The following is a 24,767-nucleotide window of genomic DNA, read 5'->3' as shown; positions in this document are numbered from 1 at the left end:
TTTAAACGCAGAGGGGAGGCAGCGCGTTGCGGGGGTTCCCCCCGTTGTAGCGACTGCCATCACGCAAAGGGAAGCGCAGAGGAACGCAGAGTATTATTAAATTTAGTTTGCTACGAATTAAGTAAATGCTGGATTTAGTATAACGATGTAGAAATTCGTAATAAAATCTCTGCGTCTCTCTGTGTTTAAATTCTAAATTTTGAATCAAGATGATGCCATATTTAAGACTTTTCGTAATAGTACTTGGTCTTCTAATTTGGCTTTTAAACGACCATTCTCGATATCTCGAATCCAGCTTTGGCTTTTACCTGTGAGTTTTGCTAATTCCCTTTGGGAAAGATTCAAATTTTTTCGCGCTTGCAAAATCTGTTCGCCTAGCAAATCGTTTGTCGCTTTGGGTTTCTTTTTGGCTTTAGCAGTTCTTGTTTTCTTTTTTTCCGATTCTGAGATTTGCTGTTCCCATTCTGGCGGGAGTTCAAAAGCCAAAATCCGTGCATTCATTAGCAGATTCCATTTACCACGGGGGCCTGTGTCTGTGAGGCGAGTTTCAGCACCACCGTCATTAGTCCAAAATTCTAATGCTTCATCTGGATCTTCGGGAAGATCGATTAATTTCGCCCACAAAGGTTGAATTTCTGGTGGGTAAGTAACTGGATCGAAAAGCGGTTTCATTCCATAGTGATTCAGAATTTCTAAATCGCTTTCAAAGGTTCGCAACAGACGTTTGCGTTCTTCCCGTTGTCTGGATGCAAGGGCGACTTTTTCTTCACCGTAGGCAATACGCAGCAAGGTAGGAATGGTAATGCGTTGTTCTTTGCCCATTTTGGTTTTAAACAGCAACCACAGCATTAGTCGGACTGCGCCTTCATGTTGCTGCCAAATACTCATGACTGTGGTTAGCAGTGTTTTGGGAAGACTGCCGTATTGATAGAATGCGGTTCGCTCTTTACATGCTTGTTTGTTTAAGAAATATTGTGCCCATAAGCCTGCTTTGACTTTAAAAGTTAGCCCAATCAGATATTTGCATCCGAGATTGTCTTCCTGGAAGTGGTGTTGAATATCTACTAAGTGCCATAAGCGGCTGCCGACAAGAGAGAATCCGTTAATTCGACCTTGTTGGGGCCAGTCAATGGAGATAATCAAGGAGCAAGCTTGCTGAACGATATTTTTCATTAAGGCTAGCTTGGCAGCTTTGCTCAAGTCTTTGCGTTTTTCCATCCCCAAATATTTCTCAATTTGTCGCTCATCGATCGCAAATTCTTGCTCCCAAGGTTGCTCTAAAGCTGTAGCATAAGCTGCAAAAATTAGATGTATGCAAGCGGCTCTGATATCAAGCCCCTCAATTGCTCCTAACTCTGTGGCCTTGTCGTTCACTTTGAAGGGATCTTGGATATGAAAAGCGATCACACCTCGCCCTTGATTGACTTGTCGGCTGTAACTGATGTAGCCTTCTTCATCGGTTTCCCAATGTAGGGATGTGCGCTGCGCTAGTACATTACAAGCTTCCCAAATTGCGATCGCTGAAGCAAATGGATTATTCTTGCCATTAGAAAACAAGTCTAAGCTGCTAGCATCTCTTGGTTCAACTTTGCATCTTCCCTTTTTCGCCTGCCAAGGAATCGGAGAATTAGTTGGACAAGCTATTACACATTGCGGTTCTGAATAATAGCCCTCACAATTATTACAAAGACCAGGATCAACCCAGTATTCATTGTCCTCTATTCTGATTGCACCCGTAGGACATTGGGGGCGGCAGTTGTCACATCCAACGCAACTGTTGTTAGGAATTGTATAAGGCATTTGGCTCTTTTCCCACTCTAATCGTTGAGATGTCTGGCTCAGGTCTCCCCTGGATGAGTCCTGTTTATTCATGACTCGCTACCACATTATCTTTTTAGTGAGAATAGTCTTTTCTCCCCACGTTAAATTCCCACATCCACTTGTGAAATTCGTATCCAATTGTGAGCTATTTAATATTTAAAAAATAGCTAAATAAAACTTCTTATTAACTATACATTTCATGAAGGAAATAATTAATTTGTTCGTATTGAGCTTAGAAAAAAATCTTAACATTTATTTAATTATATACTTAATGAACATTTGAGCTTTGACCATAAAACCTTACATAAAGTATTTTTAGTAAATCTTTGAGCCTCCTACAATAGAGCTTCCTCTAATTTGTTAATAATTTTAATATTTAAGGCACGATCATATTCTGCCATAAACTTTACAGTTCCTTTATAAATTAATTTGGTGTATTCAGATGAAATGAGAATATTCCTTTTGTCATCATTTATCTAAATATTTAAATCAAACTAAATTGAAAATTGTTGCTTTCTAAAATACATATTGCATATATCAAAATGTAACTGATGAACATTTATTTTGTATATACATATACTATTTATATAAATTTATTGGTTTAAGTCTACAAATATTTGAAAAAAAATATCATTACTCTTATAGGTATAGTTGCATTTGCTGTAAATAATAGTTAAATCGGCAGTTATAAATTACATATACATGAGGCTTTACTCACCTATATAGGTTTCAAATCCTCAACTTTCTACTCATCCTCTGTATGGAAAAGGCTGATCGTGGGCTGCTGCCTTTAGTCAGATATTGAGTTTCTGACTCAATAAATGCATTTCCATGTAGAACATGGGAACAAGGAATACTAAATATTCATAAGAATTATTGGCAATAATTTTTATCTATAAATTGGAATTAAAAACAATTGAGTATTGTGTTCAAAGTCATCGAAAACTGATGTGATAAAAGTAAGTTTTGAATACAAAACAATAAAATATTAGGATAATATGATGATTAATGCACAAACAGATTGACAGGCAAAATTGCCGAGGATTTATTCATGGCACAACTAACAGGTTTGACATTTGGTGGTAAAGCTTGGACACCAAAATTCGCTCAAGAAATCAATAAGGACAAATGTATCGGCTGTGGCAGATGCATTAAAGTCTGCGGATACAATGTGCTTGGTTTAAAGGCACTCAATGAAGAAGGTGAATTTGTGGAAGATGAAGATGATGAAGAAATTGAACGGAAAGTAATGGCGGTTACTTCTCCAGAAAACTGTATTGGTTGTGAAGCTTGTTCACGGATTTGTCCGAAGAACTGCTACACCCACGTTGCATTAAATAATTAAGGTTTTTGGGGTTAGTCAAAATTGTTGTTCGTTGAAGGAGGCACTGTTTAAATAAAGCGCAAATGCGCTAGGCAAGGTAACTAGAGGGGAATCCTAAATATTTACTGTAACTAATAAAAAGTTCACAGTAAACAAATTAGGAAATTGCAAAATGTTAGCTATTAACAAATTTAAACTTGCTGCTAATATAGCCTAATCAATATTAGGTCTAACAGTGCCCTTTTGAAACAACTAGCTTTGATCGAAGCAGGGGGCTAACTTTGTGGTATGAGTTGAAATATAATTTGTCATTTTTTGGGGGAAAGATATGGAAAAAATCTGGAAGTTTCCCCCATTTTTGATGGCTGCACGTTAGAAAGTTAATAAGTGAAAAGGAAATGGGAAATAGGGAATGGGGAAAGAACAAGGGAATAGGGTACAGGTTACAGGGAATAGATGAATTACTATTACCTGTAATCTGTAACCTTTCCCCTAAAACCTAATACCAGAAAATCACACCTCAAAAGACGGTTTACAAAGCAGGTAGCATGTATGCAACAAGTTCCTGTTTCACTATGGACTCTGGTTGCTGGGATAGTAGTTACAGCAATCAGCATTTTGATTGGTCAAAACCACACTCTCATGCCCGTACAGGCATCGTTACAAGCGCCTTTGGTAGACGGTTTTTTCAACGTCATGTTTACCATTGCGATCGCTCTCTTCTTGGTGGTACAAGGAACCATTGTGCTTTTTTTGATTCAGTTTCGTCACCGTCGGGGTGACGATGGCGATGGCGTGCGAGTGGAAGGCAACGTTCCCTTAGAAATCTTTTGGACAGCAATTCCCACAGTGATTGTCCTCGGCTTGGGCATTTACAGTGTAGATGTTTTTAATCGAATGGGCGGCTTTGAGCCTGCGGGTCATCCTCATTCAGCAGCTCATGTTGCTCATAAGTCGGGAACTGCTCTTGCAGCTACATTAAGCGATACTTCCCAAGCAACAACAGCCCCAGCAATAGCCCCAACAATTGGCATTGGCGCGTCTCCTCAAACTCTAAACAAACCAGCCGACTTAGTTGTTGATGTCAAAGGCATACAGTACGCCTGGTTATTTAATTACCCTGATAGTGGCATTAGCTCTGGGGAATTGCACATACCCGTTGGTGCTGATGTGCAACTCAACCTTTCAGCACAAGATGTAATTCACTCATTCTGGGTGCCAAACTTCCGCTTGAAACAAGATGCACTTCCTGGTATCCCAACTGAATTACGATTTGTTGCCACCAAACCAGGTACATATCCCGTAGTTTGTGCTGAGTTGTGCGGCGGTTATCACGGTTCAATGCGGACACAGGTAATTGTCCACACACCAGAAGAATATAATAGCTGGCGGACAGAAAACCAGATTGCTCAACAGCAAAACCTAAATCAAGTAGTTGCAATTAATCCAGGCGACTTATCAACATCAGAGTTTCTCGCGCCCCACACCCATGATATGGGAATTAGTGCAGCAACTCTAGAGTCAGTAGTCATTGGTCATTAGTCATTGGTCATTGGTCATTGGTCATTGGTCATTAGTTATTGGTAACTGACAAATGACAACGGACAAATGACAACGGACAAAAAGACAAAAGACAAATGATAAATGACAAAGGACAAAGGACAAAAATATATGACACAGGTAGAATTTCCACGGAATACTCCACCAGAAGAAAATAAACCGGAAATGGTGGCTAGCCATACCTCCCATCCGAAGGCGTGGAAATGGCAGGACTATTTTACATTTAATGTTGATCACAAGGTTATTGGTATCCAATACCTAGTGACAGCGTTTGTGTTCTATCTCATCGGCGGATTGATGGCTGTTGCTCTCCGTGTCGAATTAGCAACACCAGATGCAGACTTCCTTGACCCCAATTTGTATAACGCTTTCATGACTAATCACGGGACGATCATGATCTTCCTGTGGATTGTCCCTAGCGCCATTGGGGGGTTTGGTAACTATTTGGTGCCGTTGATGGTTGGTGCTAGGGATATGGCTTTCCCGAAACTGAATGCGATCGCCTTTTGGTTAAATCCCCCAGCAGGTGCGCTCATATTAGGTAGTTTCATCTTTGGCGGTTCGCAATCTGGTTGGACAGCTTATCCACCCTTGAGCTTGGTGACAGCACCAATCGCTCAAACTATGTGGATATTAGCGATCGTCTTAGTAGGAACTTCCTCAATTTTGGGTTCGCTGAACTTTGTGATCACCATTGTGATGATGAAGGTTCCTAGCATGAAATGGGATCAACTGCCTTTGTTTTGCTGGGCAATTTTAGCCACCTCCGTCCTAGCACTCGTCTCCACACCTGTATTAGCAGCCGGTTTAATCCTGCTATTGTTTGACCTCAACTTTGGCACCTCCTTCTTTAAACCAGATGCAGGCGGTAACGTTGTAATTTATCAACACTTGTTCTGGTTTTATTCTCACCCGGCAGTATATTTAATGATTCTGCCCATCTTCGGCATCATGTCCGAGGTAATTCCAGTTCACTCTCGCAAGCCAATCTTTGGTTATAAAGCGATCGCTTATTCCAGTTTGGCAATCTGCGTTGTCGGTCTGTTCGTCTGGGTACACCACATGTTTACCAGTGGCACACCTGGTTGGATGCGGATGTTCTTCACCATCTCCACTCTCATAGTTGCAGTTCCCACTGGCGTGAAGATTTTTGCCTGGGTTGCTACCCTTTGGGGTGGTAAAATCCGCTTCACCAGTGCGATGCTTTTCGCCGTTGGCTTGTTATCCATGTTTGTCATGGGCGGCTTAAGTGGTGTGACGATGGGAACAGCCCCCTTTGATGTTCACGTCCACGACACATATTATGTTGTAGGACATTTCCACTACGTTCTGTTTGGCGGTTCCGTGTTTGGCATTTACGCCGGCATTTATCACTGGTTCCCCAAAATGACCGGACGAATGCTAAATGAAAACTTGGGACGCATTCACTTTGCTCTCACTTTCATCGGCACTAATCTGACCTTTTTACCCATGCACGAGTTGGGTTTACAAGGAATGCCGCGACGAGTGGCAATGTATGACCCCCAATTTATCGACCTCAATCAAATTTGTACCTATGGTTCATTTGTTTTGGGGATATCGGTGATTCCTTTCACCATCAACATGATCTACAGTTGGCTCAAAGGGCCGTTGGCAGGTGATAATCCTTGGCAAGCTTTGACCTTAGAATGGACAACTAACTCACCACCCGCGATTGAAAACTGGGAAGTATTGCCAGTTGTTACTCATGGCCCTTATGACTACGGTCATGATAACCCTCTTGAAATAGAGCAATCTGCAACGCCGTCAGCTAGTGCTTAGGTAGTAAAGTGAGTAATGCGATCGCTGTTAAGCTGACTGCAATTTCTAGTCATTTGATTTGAGAACTTGAAACTTGAGCTTCAGAACTCGGAACTTCAAGCTTATATCATGTCCGTATAATTAGTTATGATTTCCACAGTCATTGCACCCCACCCCCAGCCCCTCCCCGCAGGCGGGGAGGGGAGACAAAGCGTAGCTTTGGCGGGGTGGGGTTCTTCAGGTTTAATAAGTAATCTAGCGGACATGATATTAGAACTCGGAACTTGAGCTTCGGAACTCGGAACTTGAGCTTCGGAACTCGAAACTTGAGCTTCGGAACTCGAAACTTAAGCTTCGGAACTCGGAACTTGAGCTTCAGAACTCGAAACTCCAAGCTTGGAACCCGGAACTCGGAATTTTGAGAATTGTTGAACAAGTGAAGAGTTAAGTTAAACAAGGATTTTGGATGAAGAATGAAAATTTTGCCGCTTCAGACTTCATTCTTCATTCAAGCTTCCACAACAGACGCAGCAGATAATATTGTCAAAAAATCTATGACTATAGCTACAACCACGAGCGAAGATCACAGTGCAGGACACGAAGAACATCCAGATTTAAGAGTTTGGGGATTGTTGACGTTCCTCGCTTCTGAATCCCTAATGTTTGGGGGATTTTTTGCCACTTATTTGTTTTTCCGAAGCAGTACAGCCGTTTGGCCTCCAGAAGGAAGTGAAGTAGAACTACTTGTACCGACAATTAACACCATTATTCTGGTGTCTAGTAGTTTCGTGATTCACTTCGGTGATACGGCAATTAAAAAGAATAACGTCAAGGGAATGCAACTGTGGTACGCAATTACTGCACTTATGGGGGCAATTTTCTTGGGTGGTCAGGTTTATGAATACTCAACATTAGGATACGGACTGACTACCAACGTCTTCGCCAACTGCTTTTATATCATGACTGGGTTCCACGGTTTGCACGTTTTTGTGGGACTGTTATTGATATTACGTGTATTGTGGCGATCGCGTCTTACCGGTGAATATTCTGCAACCAATCATACTTTCATCGAAATGACAGAAATTTACTGGCACTTCGTAGATATTATTTGGATTGTTTTATTCACCTTGGTGTACATTCTCACTTTGTTTTAACAAAAGTTAGGAGTGAGGAGTGAGAAGTGAATAGTTAATAATTTATAACTTCTAACTCCTAACTCCTAACTCCTAACTCTTAACTCTCCAGGACTTTATTATGCAAGCTAATACAAACAAATTCTCATGGTTTCAGGTTCCAGAGGAGATCAAAAATTTATTAGTTTTAGCTGCACAAAACTGGGAAAACACATCAAAATCAGAAAAATATATTCAACAAGCTTTAGCACAAACTGGTGAAAATACAGATGTCTTGGTAGCAGCATATAGATTTTTTTATTATAAAAATAATTATTCTCTTGCACTACAAACAACAATCAAATTATTAGATAAAATTAAAGAAATGGAAAAATTCCCTGATGACTGGGAGCAACTTAAGTCTATACTAGTCAATCGCAAAGAAGACCCACAAATTCGATTGTACTTAAATGCTTATGCTGCTTCTGGATTAGTACTAGCAAAGTTAGGAGAAATTGAGGAAGCAAAAGAAATCAGCAGCAAAGTCAAAGAGATAGACGAAAAGCATGATTTTGGTGCCGGAATTCTCCTGGATATTTTGACACGTCCAGCAGAAGAAGATGATTAATTAGTCAATGTGTAAAACAGTAGAGACGCGATTCATCGCGTCTGTAGGGAGTGGGGAGTGGGGAGTGGGGAGTGGGGAGATGAGGGAGATGAGGGGACAAGGAGAATAACCCATGCCCAATGCCCCATGCCCCATGCCCCATGCCCAATGCCCCATGCCCAATGCCCCATGCCCAATTCCCAATGCAAAATGCCCTTTTGGTGAACAATCATGAATAATTGGTTATCTACCACATCATATTCCTCTTACTCCTTATTAGGAGCAGCTACTGATAGCAACTCTATCATTCCTCCGATCACCATACCTACTAAACTTCCTGGAAATAATAATGTTCCTAATGTCTCTCCGATCATTGTCATCCAATCTTCTCCGTTATCAATTTAAAAGTTATGAAAGGTAGGGATTGGTTACTAACGGGGGACGGTCAGCATCAAGCTTGTAAATCTGTAAGAGCCTGGGATTTATTGAGAGAAAATTACCGCCTTTATCGGTTTTTAACTGAGGTGGAAGATGTTCTCAATACTGGGGATGATCAAGTCAGTTGTCTGCCAGAAATTCAGATGCTCGTAAGGCGCTTGATTGTAAATTCCTACTGGGTGCAGAGTCAAAATTTAGAGCCTTCACCCAAAACGGGAAGCTCTGTTTTACTCCTATATGATGAATTGGGTTTTCCGTTGACAGTGCAAACAGTAACATTTGCGCCAGGAACCCGATCAAACATTCATAATCATGGGACATGGGGAATAGTCGCTGTGTTAAAAGGTCAGGAAAAAAATACTTTTTGGCAACGCACTAATAGCCCAGAATTTCAGGACAAAATTGAACCGACGGGAGAGCTAACTCTATTTCCAGGGGATATTATTAGCTTTACTCCCGATGCAATTCACTGTGTAGAAGCAGTGGGTGATGAACCAACTGTGACTTTTAATGTTTACGGCGAAACTGATCCGAATGAGAGATTTGAGTTTGACTCATTTTCTCATCAGGCTAGGAATTTTTAATTAGGAATCGTCAGGATTAATTTCATAGGTTCGTAATTGCTGCTTTAGCATTCAAAGCGCCAACTACAAACAATTAAGTAATTAGGAGGTAGTTAAATGGCAAGAGTAATTTTCTATAGCAAACCAGGTTGTAAAGGTGGTACTAAGCAAAAAGTTTTGTTAACAGCTGCCGGTCATGAGGTAATACCATACAATCTGCTAACAGAACCTTGGACGGTTGAGCGGTTGCGTTCATTTTTTGGCGATCGCCCCGTAGCCGAATGGTTTAATCGTTCCTCTCCAAAGGTAAAATCTGGTGAGGTAGTTCCTGAAAAAATTGATGCAGAAACCGCTTTGATGCTGATGCTGAAAGAGCCACTGTTAATTCGCCGTCCTTTGTTAGAAGTAGGCGATGCCTCCGGTGGGCAAAACCTACGCCGCGAGGTAGGATTCGATGTCGAAAAGATTGATGCTTGGATTGGCTTAAAACCTGTGGATGAGTCTTTGCAAGAAATCAGCGAAAACCTGATGAAGCAAGATTTGCAAAGCTGCTCCCACAGTAAAGAGCATAGTCATCATCACCATAATCAGCAGGGTGGCTGTAACCATCATGGTGAAAAACATCAAAAGCAAGGCAGCTTGTAGTCATTAGATTTTTTGCATCAATTAAAATCCCTCTCCCAAGCTTGGGAGAGGGATTTTGAAATTGGCTCTAGTCTTTAGCTAACTTGTTGTTGGATGTATATAGCAATCACACAAGCTTTTCAGCTATTTTATCTCTCACAACTGATTTAGGATTGCTATAGTAAACCTTACTACCAGTATCAGGTACAAAATGGCAGTTGACACATGAATTCCATAATGACTTCCAAATTGGTTCTTCCGATTTGTGAAAATACTCACCCATCACTGGTTTTATTGCCTCAGTTGCCTTTAGCAAATTGTAGTGAGGGATGTTAAGGAATATATGGTGAGCAACATGAGTACCGATATCGTGATGGATATGATTAACCAAACCATAATCACGGTCAATACTAGAAATTGCGCCTTTTAAGAAAGTCCAATCTTCTCCCCGATACCAGGGAAGCTCTGCCTCTGTGTGGTGCAAGAATGTCACCAAATCTAGCCAAATTACGAACACAATGTAGGGCACAGCGTAATATTTCAGCAACCACATCCAACCCCATTGGTAGGTGAGGAAACCAAGCAAACCTACCATGCTAATCAATAGTACAGTACTAGTGATAACATCCCATTTTTCCGATGGTTTGAAAAGCGGACTGCTGGGCAAAAAGTGGGAGCCTTCTTTATTAGGAGAACGCTTAAACAGATACAGAGGATAAGCCAATAGAAAAATATAATATCGGACTATCTTTTGTGCTAAAGGCATCTCTTTATATTCTGATTCTGTCACAGGATACCAGCTTTCATCGTTATCGATATTGCCAGTATTTTTGTGATGGGTTCGATGGCTGATCCGCCAACCATGATAAGGAACAAGTATTGGTGTGTGAGAAAGATGTCCAATCAAATCATTGAGCCATTTATGCTTAGAAAAAGATTGGTGTCCGCAGTCATGTCCGACTACAAACAAAGCCCAAAACATCGTTCCTTGCATTAGCCAGAAAATCGGAAAGAAAAGCCAAGAATCCAAGTAATTAGCTACTGCATAAAGCAGACCGATAATCAGGATGTCACGAAAAAAGTAAAAAAGTGATTTTGTCACATTGGGCTGAAAGCATTCAGCAGGGATTGCAGCTTTTAAATCTTGAAGAGTGAAAGGTAATTTAGTCGTATCCTCAGACGTTTTGCAGCCAGTAGGATTATTGAACGTGACGAGATTTGATTGCACTGGATTCTTTTGTTGGATATAAACCGGAACTTTATTTGAGACAAGATAATCTCACCTCTAGGATGCCCACGAAACTAGCGATCGCTAACACCAAAGAAGATAAATTTTGGCAATTTACCTAACAATTTTTAGTTAGTAAAAAGTCGCCAGATTCTATTTAAACACAGCATGATAAACGCTCTCGTTGGTTCAAGAGCGTGAGTCTAGTCACAGCGCTATTTATCGCTCTGTATAATATTCGTCGAAAGTCTTATAGCCAACATCAGTTGTATACAGTTGACATTGGTCTGTAATCTGCTTCATTAAAGACCAAGAAAACTGACACTCATCATGTAAATAAGGCTCCCAATTTTCTTTGATGCTGCTGTAAGCTAACCGCAAATTATAAGAAGGAATCGCAGTGGAAATATGATGAGGGACATGAACATTGATATCGTGGCACAGGGTTTCTACCCAACGCGGATAATCACAATGAATAGTTCCAGATAGCTGTGCTATAGCCTCGTTCCACTTGTTCACTGTCACAAAAGGAACATCTGCGGCAGTGTGGTGAACAATAGTAAAAGTACTCATCCAAAAATGGTAAATCATCCAGGGCACTAGCCAGAACTTGACAAATCCCCAGATACCAGTTGTGGCGATGAGAAGTGGGAAAGCGATCGCAGCAAACACAACTACTACAGCCACAGACAGCTTGATACTCGATTGGTCTTTAGTTTTGAAGTTCCGCCAATCAAAATGCACCACAGCCCAATGTCCAATGGAACCTACCCACCAGAAGCGTTTACGCATGAATCCCTCAAAAACAGACTGCCGGGTTTTATCCCAATCTTCAAACACTTCTGGTCTAATTGGATGCCAAGCATTGTCCTCATCCAGCTTGTTGGTATGAGTATGGTGATAATTATGCTTAATCCGCCAACTGTGAAAAGGATAAATTAACGGCATCATGAAGAAGTGCCCTACCAAATCATTTACCCAACGACGTTTGGCAAAAGACCTGTGACCACAATCATGGGCAATTACAAAAAAACCTGTTAAAGCAGTGCCTGTAAAAATCCAAGCTAGAGGCAAGAGAAACCAAGGAGTGATAATCAGGCTGTAATAGCCCAAGGCGACTGCCAAGACACTCAGCAGGACTTGCGTCCAAGCTTTGCGACGGTTCTGCTGAAAACATTCCCGTGGCAGGGTTTTGACAATATCTTTGAGCCGTAAGTCGGAATTACTAGGCTCGTCACTTAGTTTCTGGCTATTAATTATTGATGTAGTCATGGACACCTAAAAAACAACAAACTCCCCCACCAAGTCACCAAAAAGTAACTTGCCGCAAAAATTCTTCACATTAGCGCTTCGGATTATAGCAACCTAACCGACACAAGCGCACCCGTAAGTAAATAGCTTTTTGAAAAGTTAGGAGTGATAAGTAAAAAGTGAGGAGTTAAGAGTGATGAGTTAGGAGTTCAGATTCTTAACTAACACTAGATGTGAATTATAAACGCTCCTTGTCCCATAAAGATTTGTGGTTTCCAAAATTATGGTTTGAGAAAAATTGATGGCAAGATCGCGTTACTCCCAACTCCCAACTCCCAACTCCTAACTAACTTTTGTTGGGGCCAACTTCACATTAGTCGCCAGACCAACTGCTTGCAGCAGTTGAACTGTCATCCAAGTTAAATCGATTTCCCACCATTCCAGCCCATGACGAGCTGAGTATTGAAAAGCATGATGGTTATTATGCCAGCCTTCACCGAAAACTAGTACGGCTACCCACCAGCAATTAGTCGATTGATCGCCAGAATCATAACTTTGATAGCCAAATTTATGAGTAGCGCTGTTCACCAACCAAGTACAGTGATAAACCCAGACAATGCGAACAAAAATCCCCCAAATCACAAAGGGCCAGCCACCCAGAAGCAAAAGCAGTACACCTAGAGCAACCTGGATCAAAATGAAATATTTTTCTAAAAACTGATAAACTGGGTCTTCGGCAATGTCTTTGGTGAAACGAGGAACATCAGCGTGAGCGGGACAGTAGTGAATCAGCCAATCCATGTGGCTCCACCAGAAGCCTTTATTAGAATCATGGGGATCGGCATCAGTATCCGAGTGTAAATGATGAATGCGATGTGTCCCGATCCACTCAATTGGGCCTCCTTGACACGAGAGTGTCCCAAAGAAAACCAGAAGATACTCTAGCCACTTGGGAGTTTGAAAACTGCGGTGGGTGACAAGGCGGTGAAATCCTAGAGTAACTCCTAAACCACCTGTTATCCAGTACAGCAATAAACCCACACCAACTGCCGTCCAGCTAAAGTTACCAGGAACAAAGGCAAATAAAGCGCCGATGTGCAGTCCAATGAAAAACAGAGTGTTAACCCAGTTAATTTGAGGTTTGGTTGAAGTAGCAATTGTCATGCAGTAACCTGAATTTTAATTTTCTAGCCTAAGAACAGCGCGATCGCAAAATCCGCATATCTATAATTTTTTTTGAACGAGGAACTGATGAACAGCTTAGAACAGCTGCGGCAAGCAGAACATGCACTGTTAGAAATTTTTTCTGGAATTGACACTCAGGTCAAGCATAATCTAAAACGAGTGCTGGATGCTTTTCGTAATCACCGTGTAGGCGCACACCACTTTGCTGGTGTAAGTGGCTATGGTCACGATGATTTAGGACGAGAAACTTTAGATAAAGTTTTTGCCGAAGTTATGGATGCCGAAGCTGCGGCCGTGCGAGTGCAGTTCGTTTCGGGAACTCATGCGATCGCCTGTGCTTTGTTTGGTGTTCTCCGTCCTGGAGATGAAATGTTAGCAGTGGTCGGTTCTCCTTACGATACACTTGAAGAAGTCATTGGTTTACGGGGTCAAGGTCAAGGTTCCCTGATCGAGTTTGGCATAAATTACCGCCAATTGGAGCTAACCCCCGAAAATACTATAGATTGGCAAGCTTTAACTACTAGTGTGACCCAAAACACTCGTTTAGTGTTAATTCAGCGTTCTTGTGGCTATTCTTGGCGTCCTAGTTTATCAATTGCTGATATTGAAAAAATCGTCCACTTAGTCAAACAGCAAAACCCAAACACCGTTTGCTTTGTAGATAACTGCTACGGCGAATTTATTGAAACCAGGGAACCCACAGCCGTAGGTGCTGATTTAATGGCAGGGTCATTGATTAAAAATCCTGGTGGCACTATTGTCAGCGCTGGTGGTTATGTCGCCGGTCGCGCCGACTTAGTGGAAGCATCCGCCTGTCGCCTCACTGCTCCCGGTATTGGTAGTTATGGGGGCGCTACTTTTGACCAAAATCGCCTGCTGTTCCAAGGCTTATTTCTGGCGCCGCAGATGGTAGGAGAGGCGATGAAAGGGACTTATCTTACGGGTTATGTATTTGATCAACTCGGTTATCCAGTAAATCCCGCTCCCCTAGTTCCTCGTGGAGATGTAATTCAGGCAATTAAACTCGGTTCTGCCGAAAAGCTAATTGCTTTTTGTAAAGCCATACAACAGCATTCTCCGATCGGTTCCTACTTAGACCCTGTTCCAGATGATATGCCGGGGTATGAGAGCCAGGTGGTGATGGCTGGGGGGACGTTTATTGAAGGGAGTACTTTGGAATTATCAGCAGATGGGCCAATGCGATCGCCGTATGTGGTTTATTGCCAGGGTGGGACTCATTGGACTCATGTAGCGATCGCCCTGGAAGCTGCGATCAATGCAGTTGGCAGTAATGCATAGCACATATTCTTTTAGGATATAGTGGCCAAAGCGGATTGAAGCAATCCTAGAAAAGACAGCACAAAGGGCTGAAGCGAATATGGTAACTATAGAAGTGGATAGATGCGCGATTACCCAACTACGCTCAACCGTAAATTCCTTGTTGCAGGTATGTAACTTTAAAGCGATTGTTACTGAACTCAGAGAAATCAGGTCGGAAATTAGATGGTTGAGAATTGAAAATCAACGTATTTTAGAACATTTGTTCGGTAGACAGGAGAACGGCTGGTAATGAGCGATCGCCACACCACAACTGCTGCACGTCTCAATGTTTACACCCAAGGTGAAGGATTCCCAATTTTGGGCTTACATGGTCATCCTGGTACTGGTCGTAGTCTTTCTGTCTTTACCAATCATTTATCAAAACGCTACAAAACTTTTGCCCCTGATTTACGTGGATACGGCAAAAGTCGCTACAACGGCAATTTTGACATGAATGACCATTTGATTGATTTAGAAGCGCTTCTAGACCGTCTGCAGATTGAAAAGTGCTTAATATTGGGATGGTCACTTGGAGGCATTCTGGCAATGGAGATGGCATTGGGTTTGCCAGAGCGCGTTACTGGGCTGATATTAGTGGCGACAGCTGCAAAACCCCGTGGCAGTCATCCTCTGATCACTTGGCAAGATAATTTATATACTGGCGTTGCTGCCCTATTGAACTATATAAAACCGAGTTGGCAATGGAATATTGAAACTTTTGGTAAGCGATCGCTTTTCCGCTACCTAATCCAACAACATACATCTATTACTTACAATTACATCGCCAAGGAAGCAGTACCAGCTTATTTGCAAACCTCTGGTGCTGCTACTCGCGCCCTCTATAGTGCAATTCAATCAGGATACAATCGGGTTCTAGATTTACAACAAATACAATGTCCCAGTTTAGTACTTGCTGGTGAACAAGACCGCCACATCACATCTGATTCCAGCTTCCAAACTGCCCAACACCTCAATAATTCTCAATGGCAGTGCTATTCCAACACTGCCCATCTTTTTCCGTGGGAAGTTCCCCAGCAGGTGCTAAATGATATTGACCATTGGCTCGAAGTTCATCCGCAGGTAATTGGTAGTCAATAGTCTAAATAACCATTATCGCCTGTACTGTGTGCTTTCCATGAGAGGGCGTTTCGTTTTTGACTCGCTTACATCCCCACCCTCTAGAGGGATGGGGAATTACGCGAAACTGTTAATATGTAAAAAAATTTTGACTATTGACGAAGAAGAAAAGGAGAGGAAAGATGTGGTGACGCGATCAGTGAAAAAGACGCAATAACCCCTGGTAAAAGGATTTTCTATGTCTTTACGTCTTTGCATCAGAGTATCCTTTTCATTCTCTGGCCTAACTTAAATTTGACCGCCAAAGGCAGGCTGTACTTTGCGGTCAAATCTTTCCCCCAAGTCGTCAGCAATTGTTAAGTTATTAGGTTTGCAACGCTTGACATTCACAATAATTCCCTGCGCTCCTTCGATCTCCAAATCTTCTATGTATCCTTTGCTTGCTAATGTTGCCTCAGAAGAACTTAGAAATGGCCCGAAGTAATACGTGCAACGGGGATTCTGCGTCACAATCTCTACCCACCAAGCCAAGCCGATGTAGTCGAATGTGTTAATTAACACTTCCTTGAGGTTATGCCAAATGGTTTTCATGGTTTTAGCCGATTTATAAACGTCTACAAGGTGTTAAACGATATGCTGCTTTATTATCTTTTACATTTCTTTATACTCTGTTACTGTTATTTTTTCAAAGAGATTTTTTGCAATTTATCTAAGTGCAGCGTATTTAGCGATCGCTGGCGATAAATCTCATAAAGCGCCATACCCGCTGCTACAGAAGCATTCAGGCTGGGAGTTTTACCCTGTAGAGGAATCGATACTAAAAAATCACAGGAGCGTTGAGTTAACATACTCAGACCTTCACCTTCTGAGCCGATTACCAAAACGATTGGGCCAGTGAAATTGACTGTATGCAAAGGTTCGCTGCCACTTGCAGCAGTGCCGTAAATCCAAAAGCCAGCTTCCTTTAATTCTTCTAAGGAACGGCTGAGGTTGACAACTCTAGCTACAGCAAAATTTTCTAAAGCGCCTGCTGCCACTTTCATTACAGTAGAAGTGATCCCAGATGCCCTTCTTTGAGGAATCACCAATCCTTGAGCGCCTATTGCTTCGGCAGTGCGAATAATTGCTCCCAAGTTGTGGGGATCGGTAATTCCGTCAGCTACAACAATTACAGCATCGGTTACAGATTTGCACTGCTCAATTAGATCGGGCAATTCGATGTAAGCGTAGGGAGCAATTTGTGCTGCCACACCTTGGTGATTAGCCCCATTAGTGAGATGGTCTAAACGCTTGGGTTCAACCTCATCAATAACTGTGCCATTTTCCTTTGCTTGCAAGAGGAAATGGTGAAAGCTGGGATCGTACCGCAGACGGGTAGTAATCCAGAGACGATTGAGATTGCGCTGATTTTGCAATGCACTCAACACGGGATGACGACCGTAGATGAGATCGCTATCTTCTTCTGTCGATTGTGTTGACACAGACGGCTGGGAGAAGTTGCTATTTCGTTGTCGGGAGTTGCTATCTATTTTCCGGGGATTGCGAGCCGGATTCGCAACAGAGATAGGGTTGCTATCTACTTTTCTGGGATTGCGAGTTGGATTCGCAACAGAGACAGGGTTACTATCTACTTTTCTGGGATTGCGAGTCGGATTCGTAACAGAGATAGGGTTACTATCTACTTTTCTGGGATTGCGAGTCGGATTCGCAACAGAGATAGGGTTACTATCTACTTTTCTGGGATTGCGAGTCGGATTAGTAACAACACGCTTACCTTTAATTTTTACGGGTTGTCCCCGATTGGGTTCGCTAGAAGTCTTGACTTTTCTGGGTTTATTCTGCATTTGAGTTATGGATATAGCGTATGGTTGATCTTCCGATTCCCTCAATTTTTTGAACCTAATCTAGTGTTGTGGCTACTGCGAAATTGAGTTTTCACTCTTTTTCTAGATGAAGTATTTGCAACAGTTCGGTTAGACGTTGGTAATCGGTGATATATAAGTAGCCTATTAAAGTTTCTAGACTAGTTGCCTGTTGATAAATTTCGGGATTAAGTCGCTTAGGGCGTCCTGTTGCGGCGTTTCTACCCCGTCGGACAATTTCTAATTCGGTATCCCTGAGATGAGGAATCAGCGATCGCAAATGTAGCGCTTGTGTTTCCGCTCTTACCTGCTCCACTACCAGACGATGGTAAATTCCTGACCGCTGCAATGGCAGCAGATAGGACATTCTAACATACAACTCATAAATTGCATCCCCTAAATATGCTAAAGCACTAGGAGAAATCTGTTGCACTTGTGAGAGATAAATTTGTTGGAATGGCCCTGTGGTTGCCAAGAGTGCTTCAGTCCAAGACAAACTCTGTATGGGAGTTTCATCTTGTCCATTTAATAGCTCTTCCTCCTGTGACTTCACAAATAAATCATTCCTTAACGGGCTACATTTGGCAGGCATTCTTCGCAAAGACTGATTTTTCTGAAGTATGGCGTGATAGTATACTTAGCATAATCAATACTATCAAAATTACTTCCTAATTTCATCTTTTTGATTGAGAGTTGGCATTTTAAATCACCCTGATGTCAACATCTATAAAACCAAATTTCGCCTACTTCTTGTGGTCTGCACCTAAGATAGGGTAAAATTTTAAAATCAAATTCACCCTTTTACTTGGTAGCATTGCCATCCTTGCTGAGTAAACCACAACTTTCAACTATACAGTATTAAGTCAAGTCTATCTATAAACAAATCTGCTGACTTTGTATTTCTTACAAATATCTCAGACTTGATTATTTATCAAATATTGTAGCGACCGATTAGATACCCAAGAGTTGGGTGTCTATATCTTTAGTTATTACTCAGGTTTAAACATAATAGCTTAACTGGCTTGATGCCTCTCCCACAAGGAGCTACGGTGTATACACAAGTCCTAAAATCATTGCCTGGTAAGATATAAGCCTTGGTAGGCAAGGTTTTGAGTTAAGGGAACTGATTATCAATAGTGTCAGGTTATTGATAGAGTCCTAACGGAAAATCAAGGATTTTAAAAATAATTTTCCGTTGTTTTTCGTTGATTTGATTGCCAACTCGACTTGTGTATACACGGTAGCCCACAAGAAGAGAGGTTTTCTGCCAGAAGTTTTAAAAATTAAGCTATCCGATATTGAATCTGGATAGCTAAATTTACCTCTCAGGTCGAGCAATCAAGACTACTTGACGTTTTCTAGAGCGTCTTCAACTGATTTTTGCAGGGAGAGAAACTTCTCTAGGCGAACAAGCTTGACCGTTTGAGTTACGCGGGCATTCGTGACAATTTGCAAAGTGCCATCAGCAGTTTGAGCCTGCTTGGCTAGCTGCACCAGAGCACCCAAGCCAGAGCTATCAACAAAGTCAATTTGTGAGAGATCCAAAATAATGTGCTTAGGACCCTCGTCTATCTTGCTGCCAAGTGTCTTGCGAAATGTCGGCTCAGAAAAAGCATCTAACAAACCTGTGAGGCGGAATAGCTGACAGTTATCCCGGACTTCACGAGTGCCCCTCAGGCTAACGGTTAGATTCAGTGGCTCAGCAATAATTCCCTCCTCATGAGTTAAAGTGAACGCTCAAGTATAGATGGTTTTTGGGCAAGTTGTCTACAATCTGTTGAAATAGGGCATTGGGTACTGGCGACTGGGGATTGGAAGAAAATAGTATTTTTAATCTTATTTCCTATTCCCTATTCCCTATTCCCCATTCCCCATTCCCCATTCCCCAGTCCCCAGTCCCCATTCCCTATTTTTACCTCACCTCTGCCACAGATTGACGTGCTGTTCGCATGGCTTGAACAAATTGCTCAAACAAGTAATCAGCATCGTGTGGGCCAGGACTAGCTTCTGGGTGATACTGTACGGAGAACACAGGTAGAGATTTGTGACGTACTCCGGCAACGGTGCGATCGTTTAAGTTTAGGTGGCTAATTTCTACAAGTGCTGTAGGTAAAGAATCTGGGTCAATAGCAAAACTATGGTTTTGGCTGGTAATTTCTACCCGTTGTTGTAAGCCAGCAGGCTGATTCAAACCACGATGACCAAATTTGAGTTTATAGGTTTCTGCCCCTAGTGCATGACCTAAAATTTGGTGTCCCATACAAATACCAAAGATGGGTTTTTCACTTAACAGGAGTGCTTTGGCAGTTGCAATCCCTTCGGTGACAGTAGCAGGGTCGCCAGGCCCATTAGAAAGAAACACACCATCTGGATTGTATTTGAGAATTTCCTCTGGTGGTGTATCAGCGGGTACAACAATTACTCGGCAACCATAACTTACTAAGCGACGCAAAATATTACGTTTTACGCCAAAGTCAAGGGCAACAACAGTAAAAGCTTCCCCAAGATTTTCCGCAGCCTCAGAGTTGAATTCCCAAGCTGGAATTGTGGGATCAGACCATTCATAAGCCGTTGCGGTGGTGACTTCACAAACTAAATTCAATCCTGCCATGTTGGGAGCCGTTAGTACCTGCTCTAGCAATTCCGCTTCATCAAGAATGGTTGTAGAAATGCCACCATTCATCGCTCCAAACATCCGGATTTTGCGGGTGAGGGCGCGAGTATCGATGCCGTAAATTCCTGGTATTTGGTTTTGTTTAAGGTAGTCAGGTAAAGATTGTGTCGATCGCCAGTTACTCGGACGGTGACAAATATTGCGGGCGATCGCACCCCGCACTTGGGGCCCATCTGATTCTTCATCTTCAAGATTGACACCAGTATTCCCCAATTCAGGATAGGTAAAAATCACAATCTGACCGCGGTAACTAGGGTCAGTCAAGACTTCTTGATAGCCCGTGATGCCAGTGTTGAACACCACTTCTCCGATCGCAGTTCCCGTCGCACCAAAAGACCAACCGCGATAAGTGGTTCCATCTGCTAGGACAAGTAAAGCTGGTATTGAGTCAGTCAGGGGCATAGTAAATTGGGGAGTGGGGAGTGGGGAAGGTGGGGCCCCCTCTGGGGATAAGGGGTAATGGGGAGTGGGGAAGGTGGGGCCCCCTCTGGGGATAAGGGGTAATGGAGATTGGGCATCCCTTCGGCTTCTCTACGAGACGCTGTTCGCGTTCGCTCAGGGCAAGTGGGCATTGGGAAAACTCCTCCCCATTCCCTATTCCCCAATACTGCAATTGTTAATTATCCCATAAGTTGAGCAATTGGGAGGTTTTAAGATAGTTAATTAAAATTAAAAGGGAATTAAAGTAACGGGAGTGGATTTGGCAAAGCTTGGGCAGTTAAAATTAATTATGCTTCAGTCTTTTTTATCCCGTGCAACCCTAATTTTTGTATCAAGCGCTCTAGCGGTTTTATGCGTTGCCTGTAGTGAAGACAAACTGAACACCGCTACTGGTGGCGATGAGCAACCTACGCCAATTGGGGATCTAGCACCAGTCAAGCCTAGCGTTGAACCAGTAAGACCAGCAGCTACCCCAGAAGCGCAGCCGCTAGTAGATCCATTTGAAAGTGAACCAAGTCTTTTTGAAATCGGACGAGACAAAGCTGTTGGCGCTTGGAGTATTAGCCAATCTGCTCAATCTCCAGATGATTGGAAATTAGTGGCGAGTCAGTACCAGGAGGCGATCGCGCTAATGCAAAGAGTCCGGCCACAAAGCCCAGAATTTGCGATCGCTCAAACCAAAATTACTGAATATCGGCAGCAAATCAAATATGCCCAACAGCAAGTTAATCCTCGCCCTGTTGCAGTTAGAGTACCTCATAAAATAGTAGTTGTTGTTCCCCAGAGAGAAACCATACCAAAGTTCACCTTACCTCCACGAGAAACAAAACCGTTATCACCAGAGCCAAGTTTGCCGTCATCAGCAGTGGTGATTCCCGCTGAAGCAGTATTTACAGCGCCGATAAAAAGGCGAATTGGTGGTACGCCAATTGTGGAAGTCACTTTCAATGGTCAGCAAGAATTTGAGATGATTGTCGATACCGGAGCAAGTGGTACTGTCATCACCCAAGAGATGGCCGATGCTTTGGGAATCGTCACAGTAGGAAAAGCCAAGGCAAACACCGCAAGTTCCAGAGCTGTAGAATTTCCTGTGGGCTATGTTAATTCGATGGCCGTTGGCGGGGTAATAGTAAAAAAAATACCAGTAGCGATCGCAGGTGCGGAACTAGAAACTGGACTTCTAGGACATGACTTTTTTGGTAATTATGATGTCACCATTAAGCGTAATGTGGTAGAGTTTCGCCCGCAATTGCGATCGCAAATCAATTCCTCAGAAACTCAACTAACTGCTCCAACTTCGTCCAAGCTGCCCCACTTTGTAGGATATCCCTAGCGATTTTAATCCCTTGGGCGTGATCGAGGAAAGCGATCGTACCCGCTACTTGCAGTGCCAACGACGCATTTAAGGCAACTGCATCTTGTTGCGCCCGAGTTCCCTTACCTTGAAGTACAGCCTTGAGAATCAGTACATTCTCTTGGACATCTCCACCCCGAAGCATACCTATGGAAGCAGGCGTTAAATCCAAATCTAGGGGATTAATCGTAGTTAACTGTACTTCTCCCGCCGATAACACCGCCAAGTCAGTTAAATCTCCCAACCCCGCCTCATCAAGTTTTTCTCGCCCGTGCAGCACAATCGCCTTTTCCTTACCCAAATTCTGTAAAGCTTCGGCAACTGTTGCCAAAAGCTTAGGAGTAAATAAACCCACTACCTGCCCAGTTGGACGCAAGGGATTTACCAACGGCCCGAGCAAATTAAAGATTGTTCGCACTTTCAAAGTCCGCCGTAATGACGCAACCGCCTTGAGTGCTGGATGCCAACCAGGGGCAAACAAGAAAGTGATCCCCACCTCTTGTAGTGCAGCTTGCACCTTTTCACTGGATGCACTTAAGTTTACACCCAAGGCTTCTAATACGTCTGCACTTCCTGTGAGACTTGAAGCTGAACGATTGCCGTGTTTAGCAACGGGTATGCCAGATGCAGCGGCAACAAAAGCAACTGCTGTAGAAATATTAAAGGTTGATGACCCATCTCCACCAGTGCCACAGGTATCTATTACAGTGCTGAGTGCTGTTAGCGGAAGCGGGGCGTTTAGCCCGTGCTGAGTGCTGAGTGGCGAACATTGAGATTGTAATACTTCAGCCATACCAGTCAACTCTTCAGCAGAAATGCCTCTAAAGTTCAGCGCTGTTAATATAGCCCCTGATAACTCCGGGGGAACCGCTTCACTGAGCCAACCTTGCATCAATTCAGCAGATTGAGTACGAGACAATGATTGTCCATCTATTAATTGTTGCAACAGAATATACCAGCTAACAGAGGATTCTTGAGCAGGGATTGGGGAAGTTGTCATCGCTAAGGTTTTTGTAGGTATGGGAGCCATCCTACCGAAAAATGAGAAAGTAGCAGCCAAGCTTGGGAAACTAAAAGCCTAATTTTTTGCTGTTCTTAGGAGTTGACATTTAAGCAATTACTTATGTATTATCTAAATAGTTAAGCATTTGCTTAAATATATGGTTAATAGGAATGAGTAGACCTGCTGCCAGTGCCGATGTTTTTGTGGCGATCGCAGATCCCACACGCAGGGCGCTACTGGATCTGTTACGTAGTGGTGAGCAACCAGTCAAAGAACTGGCCCAGCCATTTGCCATGAGCTTGCCAGCTATTTCTCAGCACTTACAGATTCTTTGCGAAGCAGGCTTAGTGCAAATGCGGAAAGCAGGGCGACAGCGTTTCTATCGGCTAAACCCGGAGCCATTGAAACAGATATCTGAATGGATTGCTCATTACGAGCAGTTTTGGCAAGAAAAACTCGATGCCCTTGGCAATTATTTGGAGGAAAATTGATGCTCCGAAACTTAAATATGGAAGTGTTCTATCCCTATCCTCCCCAACGGGTTTGGCAGGTACTTACTAACCGTGAGGCATTGGCAGTATGGCTAATGGAAAACGACTTTGAGCCGCGTTTGGGACACAAATTCCGATTTGTACATTCGACACTACCAGGGTTGGAGGGAGACATAGACTGTCAGGTAATTGAACTTGATGAGCCAAGACGACTGGCGTTTACTTGGCAAGACAGTATGATGTGCCAGCCTTCAGTTGTTACCTGGACAATCCAACCCGTAGTTGGGGGTACGAAACTTCTACTCGAACATAAAGGTTTGATTCAAAAAGCCATCAAGCTGAATGAACTAATGGAACTTTCTCAACCGTGGCAAGGCAAATTTATGCATGAGTCCAAGGCAGGGATGCAGACAGTAATACCAAATAATCGCAGCACTGTATTTTCATCAATACCAGTTGGTAGATATGAGGCATTAGATAGTATCGTTTTTAGTTATTTTATTAATGGTGGATGGAACTACAGTTTGCATGAAAAAGTACCGCAAATTTTAGCTAAACTCTGCACAAGTTAAAGTGGAAATTCACACATTGCACGTCAATATCTACATTTAAATTAAAAGCTTGGCATACATTATCATTTGTGGTTGGACGAGCATTAGCCAAGCCAAATTAAATTGAGCTTTTGGAAAATTCAATATGAATAAACAGACTTTTGTTGACACAGAAGCTGAAACATGGTTTGAGTTTCAGCCTGTTCCAGGTACAAAATTATTGCCATTAGCTGAACCAGTGCCAAAAGGTTCAATTCATAGACTAAAAATGATTGCTGGCACAGTGATTCCAGTTCACTATCATCCTTGTGATGAATATGTTTATGTTCTGAATGGAACTATCGAAACTGCTGGACGTGAATGCAAAGCAGGAACATTTTGGTTTACGCCTGCTCATACCCAGAATGGGCCTCACAAAGCAGTTACGTCCGTTGAAATTATTACAATTCGTCTTGGTGAGATGGGAATATTTGAGGATTTATAAAAATCATAATTTTTTCAA

The 24,767-nt window shown here is 42.6% G+C and carries 26 protein-coding genes; 15 read left to right on the top strand and 11 right to left on the bottom strand.

The genetic code is table 11. The features are described from left to right. Window positions 1-204: 204 nt before the first annotated feature. Window positions 205-1,800 (bottom strand): helix-turn-helix domain-containing protein, encoded by a 1,596-nt coding sequence (locus RMY63_RS20415; protein ID WP_322730493.1) that lies wholly within the window; start codon window positions 1,798-1,800, stop codon window positions 205-207. A 1,072-nt stretch (window positions 1,801-2,872) separates the two neighbouring features. On the opposite strand from RMY63_RS20415, the gene fdxB reads away from it, so the two are divergent. The 5 genes from fdxB (at window position 2,873) to RMY63_RS20390 (ending at window position 8,224) form a co-directional block, all read left to right on the top strand. Further along, window positions 2,873-3,166, top strand: coding sequence for a ferredoxin III, nif-specific (gene fdxB, locus RMY63_RS20410; protein ID WP_322730454.1), 294 nt, complete (start codon window positions 2,873-2,875; stop codon window positions 3,164-3,166). 531 nt (window positions 3,167-3,697) lie between these two features. Continuing rightward, complete coding sequence (locus RMY63_RS20405; RefSeq protein ID WP_322730453.1) at window positions 3,698-4,687, top strand: cytochrome c oxidase subunit II; 990 nt, start codon at window positions 3,698-3,700, stop codon at window positions 4,685-4,687. Between the two features lie 129 nt (window positions 4,688-4,816). Beyond that, window positions 4,817-6,505 (top strand): cytochrome c oxidase subunit I, encoded by a 1,689-nt coding sequence (gene ctaD / locus RMY63_RS20400; RefSeq protein ID WP_322730492.1) that lies wholly within the window; start codon window positions 4,817-4,819, stop codon window positions 6,503-6,505. A gap of 533 nt (window positions 6,506-7,038) precedes the next feature. Then, entirely contained in the window at window positions 7,039-7,638 is a 600-nt protein-coding gene (locus tag RMY63_RS20395; protein ID WP_322730491.1) for a heme-copper oxidase subunit III, read from the top strand. Between the two features lie 100 nt (window positions 7,639-7,738). Next, window positions 7,739-8,224, top strand: coding sequence for a hypothetical protein (locus RMY63_RS20390; RefSeq protein WP_322730452.1), 486 nt, complete (start codon window positions 7,739-7,741; stop codon window positions 8,222-8,224). A 32-nt stretch (window positions 8,225-8,256) separates the two neighbouring features. Here the strand turns inward: RMY63_RS20390 and RMY63_RS20385 are convergent, their stop codons facing one another. After that, window positions 8,257-8,457, bottom strand: coding sequence for a hypothetical protein (locus tag RMY63_RS20385; RefSeq protein ID WP_322730451.1), 201 nt, complete (start codon window positions 8,455-8,457; stop codon window positions 8,257-8,259). A 156-nt stretch (window positions 8,458-8,613) separates the two neighbouring features. On the opposite strand from RMY63_RS20385, the gene RMY63_RS20380 reads away from it, so the two are divergent. Both RMY63_RS20380 and RMY63_RS20375 read left to right on the top strand, forming a co-directional pair. Next, on the top strand, window positions 8,614-9,225 hold the full coding sequence (locus RMY63_RS20380; protein ID WP_322730450.1) for a cupin: 612 nt from the start codon (window positions 8,614-8,616) through the stop codon (window positions 9,223-9,225). A gap of 96 nt (window positions 9,226-9,321) precedes the next feature. After that, a complete protein-coding gene (locus tag RMY63_RS20375; RefSeq protein WP_322730449.1) occupies window positions 9,322-9,849 on the top strand; it encodes an ArsC/Spx/MgsR family protein in 528 nt (175 codons plus the stop codon). A 106-nt stretch (window positions 9,850-9,955) separates the two neighbouring features. Here RMY63_RS20375 and RMY63_RS20370 read toward each other — a convergent pair whose 3' ends face one another. Beyond that, entirely contained in the window at window positions 9,956-11,056 is a 1,101-nt protein-coding gene (locus RMY63_RS20370; RefSeq protein WP_322730448.1) for a fatty acid desaturase, read from the bottom strand. On the opposite strand from RMY63_RS20370, the gene RMY63_RS20365 reads away from it, so the two are divergent. Continuing rightward, the gene (locus tag RMY63_RS20365; protein WP_322730447.1) at window positions 11,047-11,178 is read left to right on the top strand and encodes a hypothetical protein; all 132 of its coding nucleotides are present in this window, start codon (window positions 11,047-11,049) and stop codon (window positions 11,176-11,178) included. The two genes, RMY63_RS20370 and RMY63_RS20365, sit on opposite strands and share 10 nt — an antisense overlap. A gap of 97 nt (window positions 11,179-11,275) precedes the next feature. Here the strand turns inward: RMY63_RS20365 and RMY63_RS20360 are convergent, their stop codons facing one another. After that, on the bottom strand, window positions 11,276-12,328 hold the full coding sequence (locus RMY63_RS20360; protein WP_322730446.1) for a fatty acid desaturase: 1,053 nt from the start codon (window positions 12,326-12,328) through the stop codon (window positions 11,276-11,278). 321 nt (window positions 12,329-12,649) lie between these two features. Then, window positions 12,650-13,471 carry an acyl-CoA desaturase gene (locus RMY63_RS20355; protein ID WP_322730445.1) on the bottom strand — a complete coding sequence of 274 codons (822 nt, stop codon included), beginning with the start codon at window positions 13,469-13,471 and terminating at the stop codon, window positions 12,650-12,652. Window positions 13,472-13,558: 87 nt separating this feature from the next. Between RMY63_RS20355 and RMY63_RS20350 the strand changes: the two genes are divergently transcribed. The 3 genes from RMY63_RS20350 (at window position 13,559) to RMY63_RS20340 (ending at window position 15,910) form a co-directional block, all read left to right on the top strand. Next, window positions 13,559-14,791 (top strand): methionine gamma-lyase family protein, encoded by a 1,233-nt coding sequence (locus tag RMY63_RS20350; protein WP_322730444.1) that lies wholly within the window; start codon window positions 13,559-13,561, stop codon window positions 14,789-14,791. A 79-nt stretch (window positions 14,792-14,870) separates the two neighbouring features. Beyond that, window positions 14,871-15,062, top strand: a complete 192-nt coding sequence (locus RMY63_RS20345; protein ID WP_322730443.1) for a hypothetical protein — start codon at window positions 14,871-14,873, stop codon at window positions 15,060-15,062. Beyond that, window positions 15,062-15,910, top strand: a complete 849-nt coding sequence (locus RMY63_RS20340) for an alpha/beta hydrolase (protein ID WP_322730442.1) — start codon at window positions 15,062-15,064, stop codon at window positions 15,908-15,910. The genes RMY63_RS20345 and RMY63_RS20340 overlap by 1 nt, the downstream gene beginning before the upstream one ends. A 267-nt stretch (window positions 15,911-16,177) precedes the next feature. On the opposite strand, the gene RMY63_RS20335 is transcribed toward RMY63_RS20340, so the two are convergent. From RMY63_RS20335 to carA, 5 genes are all read right to left on the bottom strand, one after another. Next, a complete protein-coding gene (locus tag RMY63_RS20335; RefSeq protein ID WP_322730441.1) occupies window positions 16,178-16,480 on the bottom strand; it encodes a DUF1816 domain-containing protein in 303 nt (100 codons plus the stop codon). Window positions 16,481-16,566: 86 nt separating this feature from the next. Continuing rightward, the gene (gene rlmB, locus RMY63_RS20330; protein ID WP_322730440.1) at window positions 16,567-17,733 is read right to left on the bottom strand and encodes a 23S rRNA (guanosine(2251)-2'-O)-methyltransferase RlmB; all 1,167 of its coding nucleotides are present in this window, start codon (window positions 17,731-17,733) and stop codon (window positions 16,567-16,569) included. A 91-nt stretch (window positions 17,734-17,824) separates the two neighbouring features. Next, window positions 17,825-18,304: a Mini-ribonuclease 3 gene (locus RMY63_RS20325; RefSeq protein ID WP_322730439.1), complete on the bottom strand. Its 480-nt coding sequence runs from the start codon at window positions 18,302-18,304 to the stop codon at window positions 17,825-17,827. A 791-nt stretch (window positions 18,305-19,095) separates the two neighbouring features. Further along, window positions 19,096-19,461 carry an STAS domain-containing protein gene (locus tag RMY63_RS20320; RefSeq protein WP_084227153.1) on the bottom strand — a complete coding sequence of 122 codons (366 nt, stop codon included), beginning with the start codon at window positions 19,459-19,461 and terminating at the stop codon, window positions 19,096-19,098. Window positions 19,462-19,663: 202 nt separating this feature from the next. Beyond that, complete coding sequence (gene carA, locus RMY63_RS20315) at window positions 19,664-20,827, bottom strand: glutamine-hydrolyzing carbamoyl-phosphate synthase small subunit (RefSeq protein ID WP_322730438.1); 1,164 nt, start codon at window positions 20,825-20,827, stop codon at window positions 19,664-19,666. A 328-nt stretch (window positions 20,828-21,155) separates the two neighbouring features. Here carA and RMY63_RS20310 point away from each other — a divergent pair, with 328 nt between their 5' ends. Beyond that, window positions 21,156-22,199, top strand: coding sequence for a retropepsin-like aspartic protease (locus tag RMY63_RS20310; protein ID WP_322730437.1), 1,044 nt, complete (start codon window positions 21,156-21,158; stop codon window positions 22,197-22,199). On the opposite strand, the gene trpD is transcribed toward RMY63_RS20310, so the two are convergent. After that, window positions 22,129-23,220 (bottom strand): anthranilate phosphoribosyltransferase, encoded by a 1,092-nt coding sequence (trpD, locus tag RMY63_RS20305; RefSeq protein WP_322730436.1) that lies wholly within the window; start codon window positions 23,218-23,220, stop codon window positions 22,129-22,131. The two genes, RMY63_RS20310 and trpD, sit on opposite strands and share 71 nt — an antisense overlap. A gap of 173 nt (window positions 23,221-23,393) precedes the next feature. Between trpD and RMY63_RS20300 the strand changes: the two genes are divergently transcribed. The 3 genes from RMY63_RS20300 (at window position 23,394) to RMY63_RS20290 (ending at window position 24,749) form a co-directional block, all read left to right on the top strand. Then, the gene (locus RMY63_RS20300; protein WP_229492935.1) at window positions 23,394-23,714 is read left to right on the top strand and encodes an ArsR/SmtB family transcription factor; all 321 of its coding nucleotides are present in this window, start codon (window positions 23,394-23,396) and stop codon (window positions 23,712-23,714) included. Then, window positions 23,714-24,286 (top strand): SRPBCC domain-containing protein, encoded by a 573-nt coding sequence (locus RMY63_RS20295; protein ID WP_322730435.1) that lies wholly within the window; start codon window positions 23,714-23,716, stop codon window positions 24,284-24,286. The genes RMY63_RS20300 and RMY63_RS20295 overlap by 1 nt, the downstream gene beginning before the upstream one ends. Before the next feature lie 124 nt (window positions 24,287-24,410). Continuing rightward, complete coding sequence (locus tag RMY63_RS20290; protein WP_322730434.1) at window positions 24,411-24,749, top strand: cupin domain-containing protein; 339 nt, start codon at window positions 24,411-24,413, stop codon at window positions 24,747-24,749. Window positions 24,750-24,767 lie beyond the last annotated feature (18 nt).

Origin of the sequence: Nostoc sp. ChiQUE01b, assembly GCF_034531255.1 — a bacterium.
Taxonomy (GTDB): domain Bacteria; phylum Cyanobacteriota; class Cyanobacteriia; order Cyanobacteriales; family Nostocaceae; genus Nostoc.
Note: the sequence above shows the minus strand (reverse complement) of the source record. Positions and strands in the feature narration are given on the sequence as shown.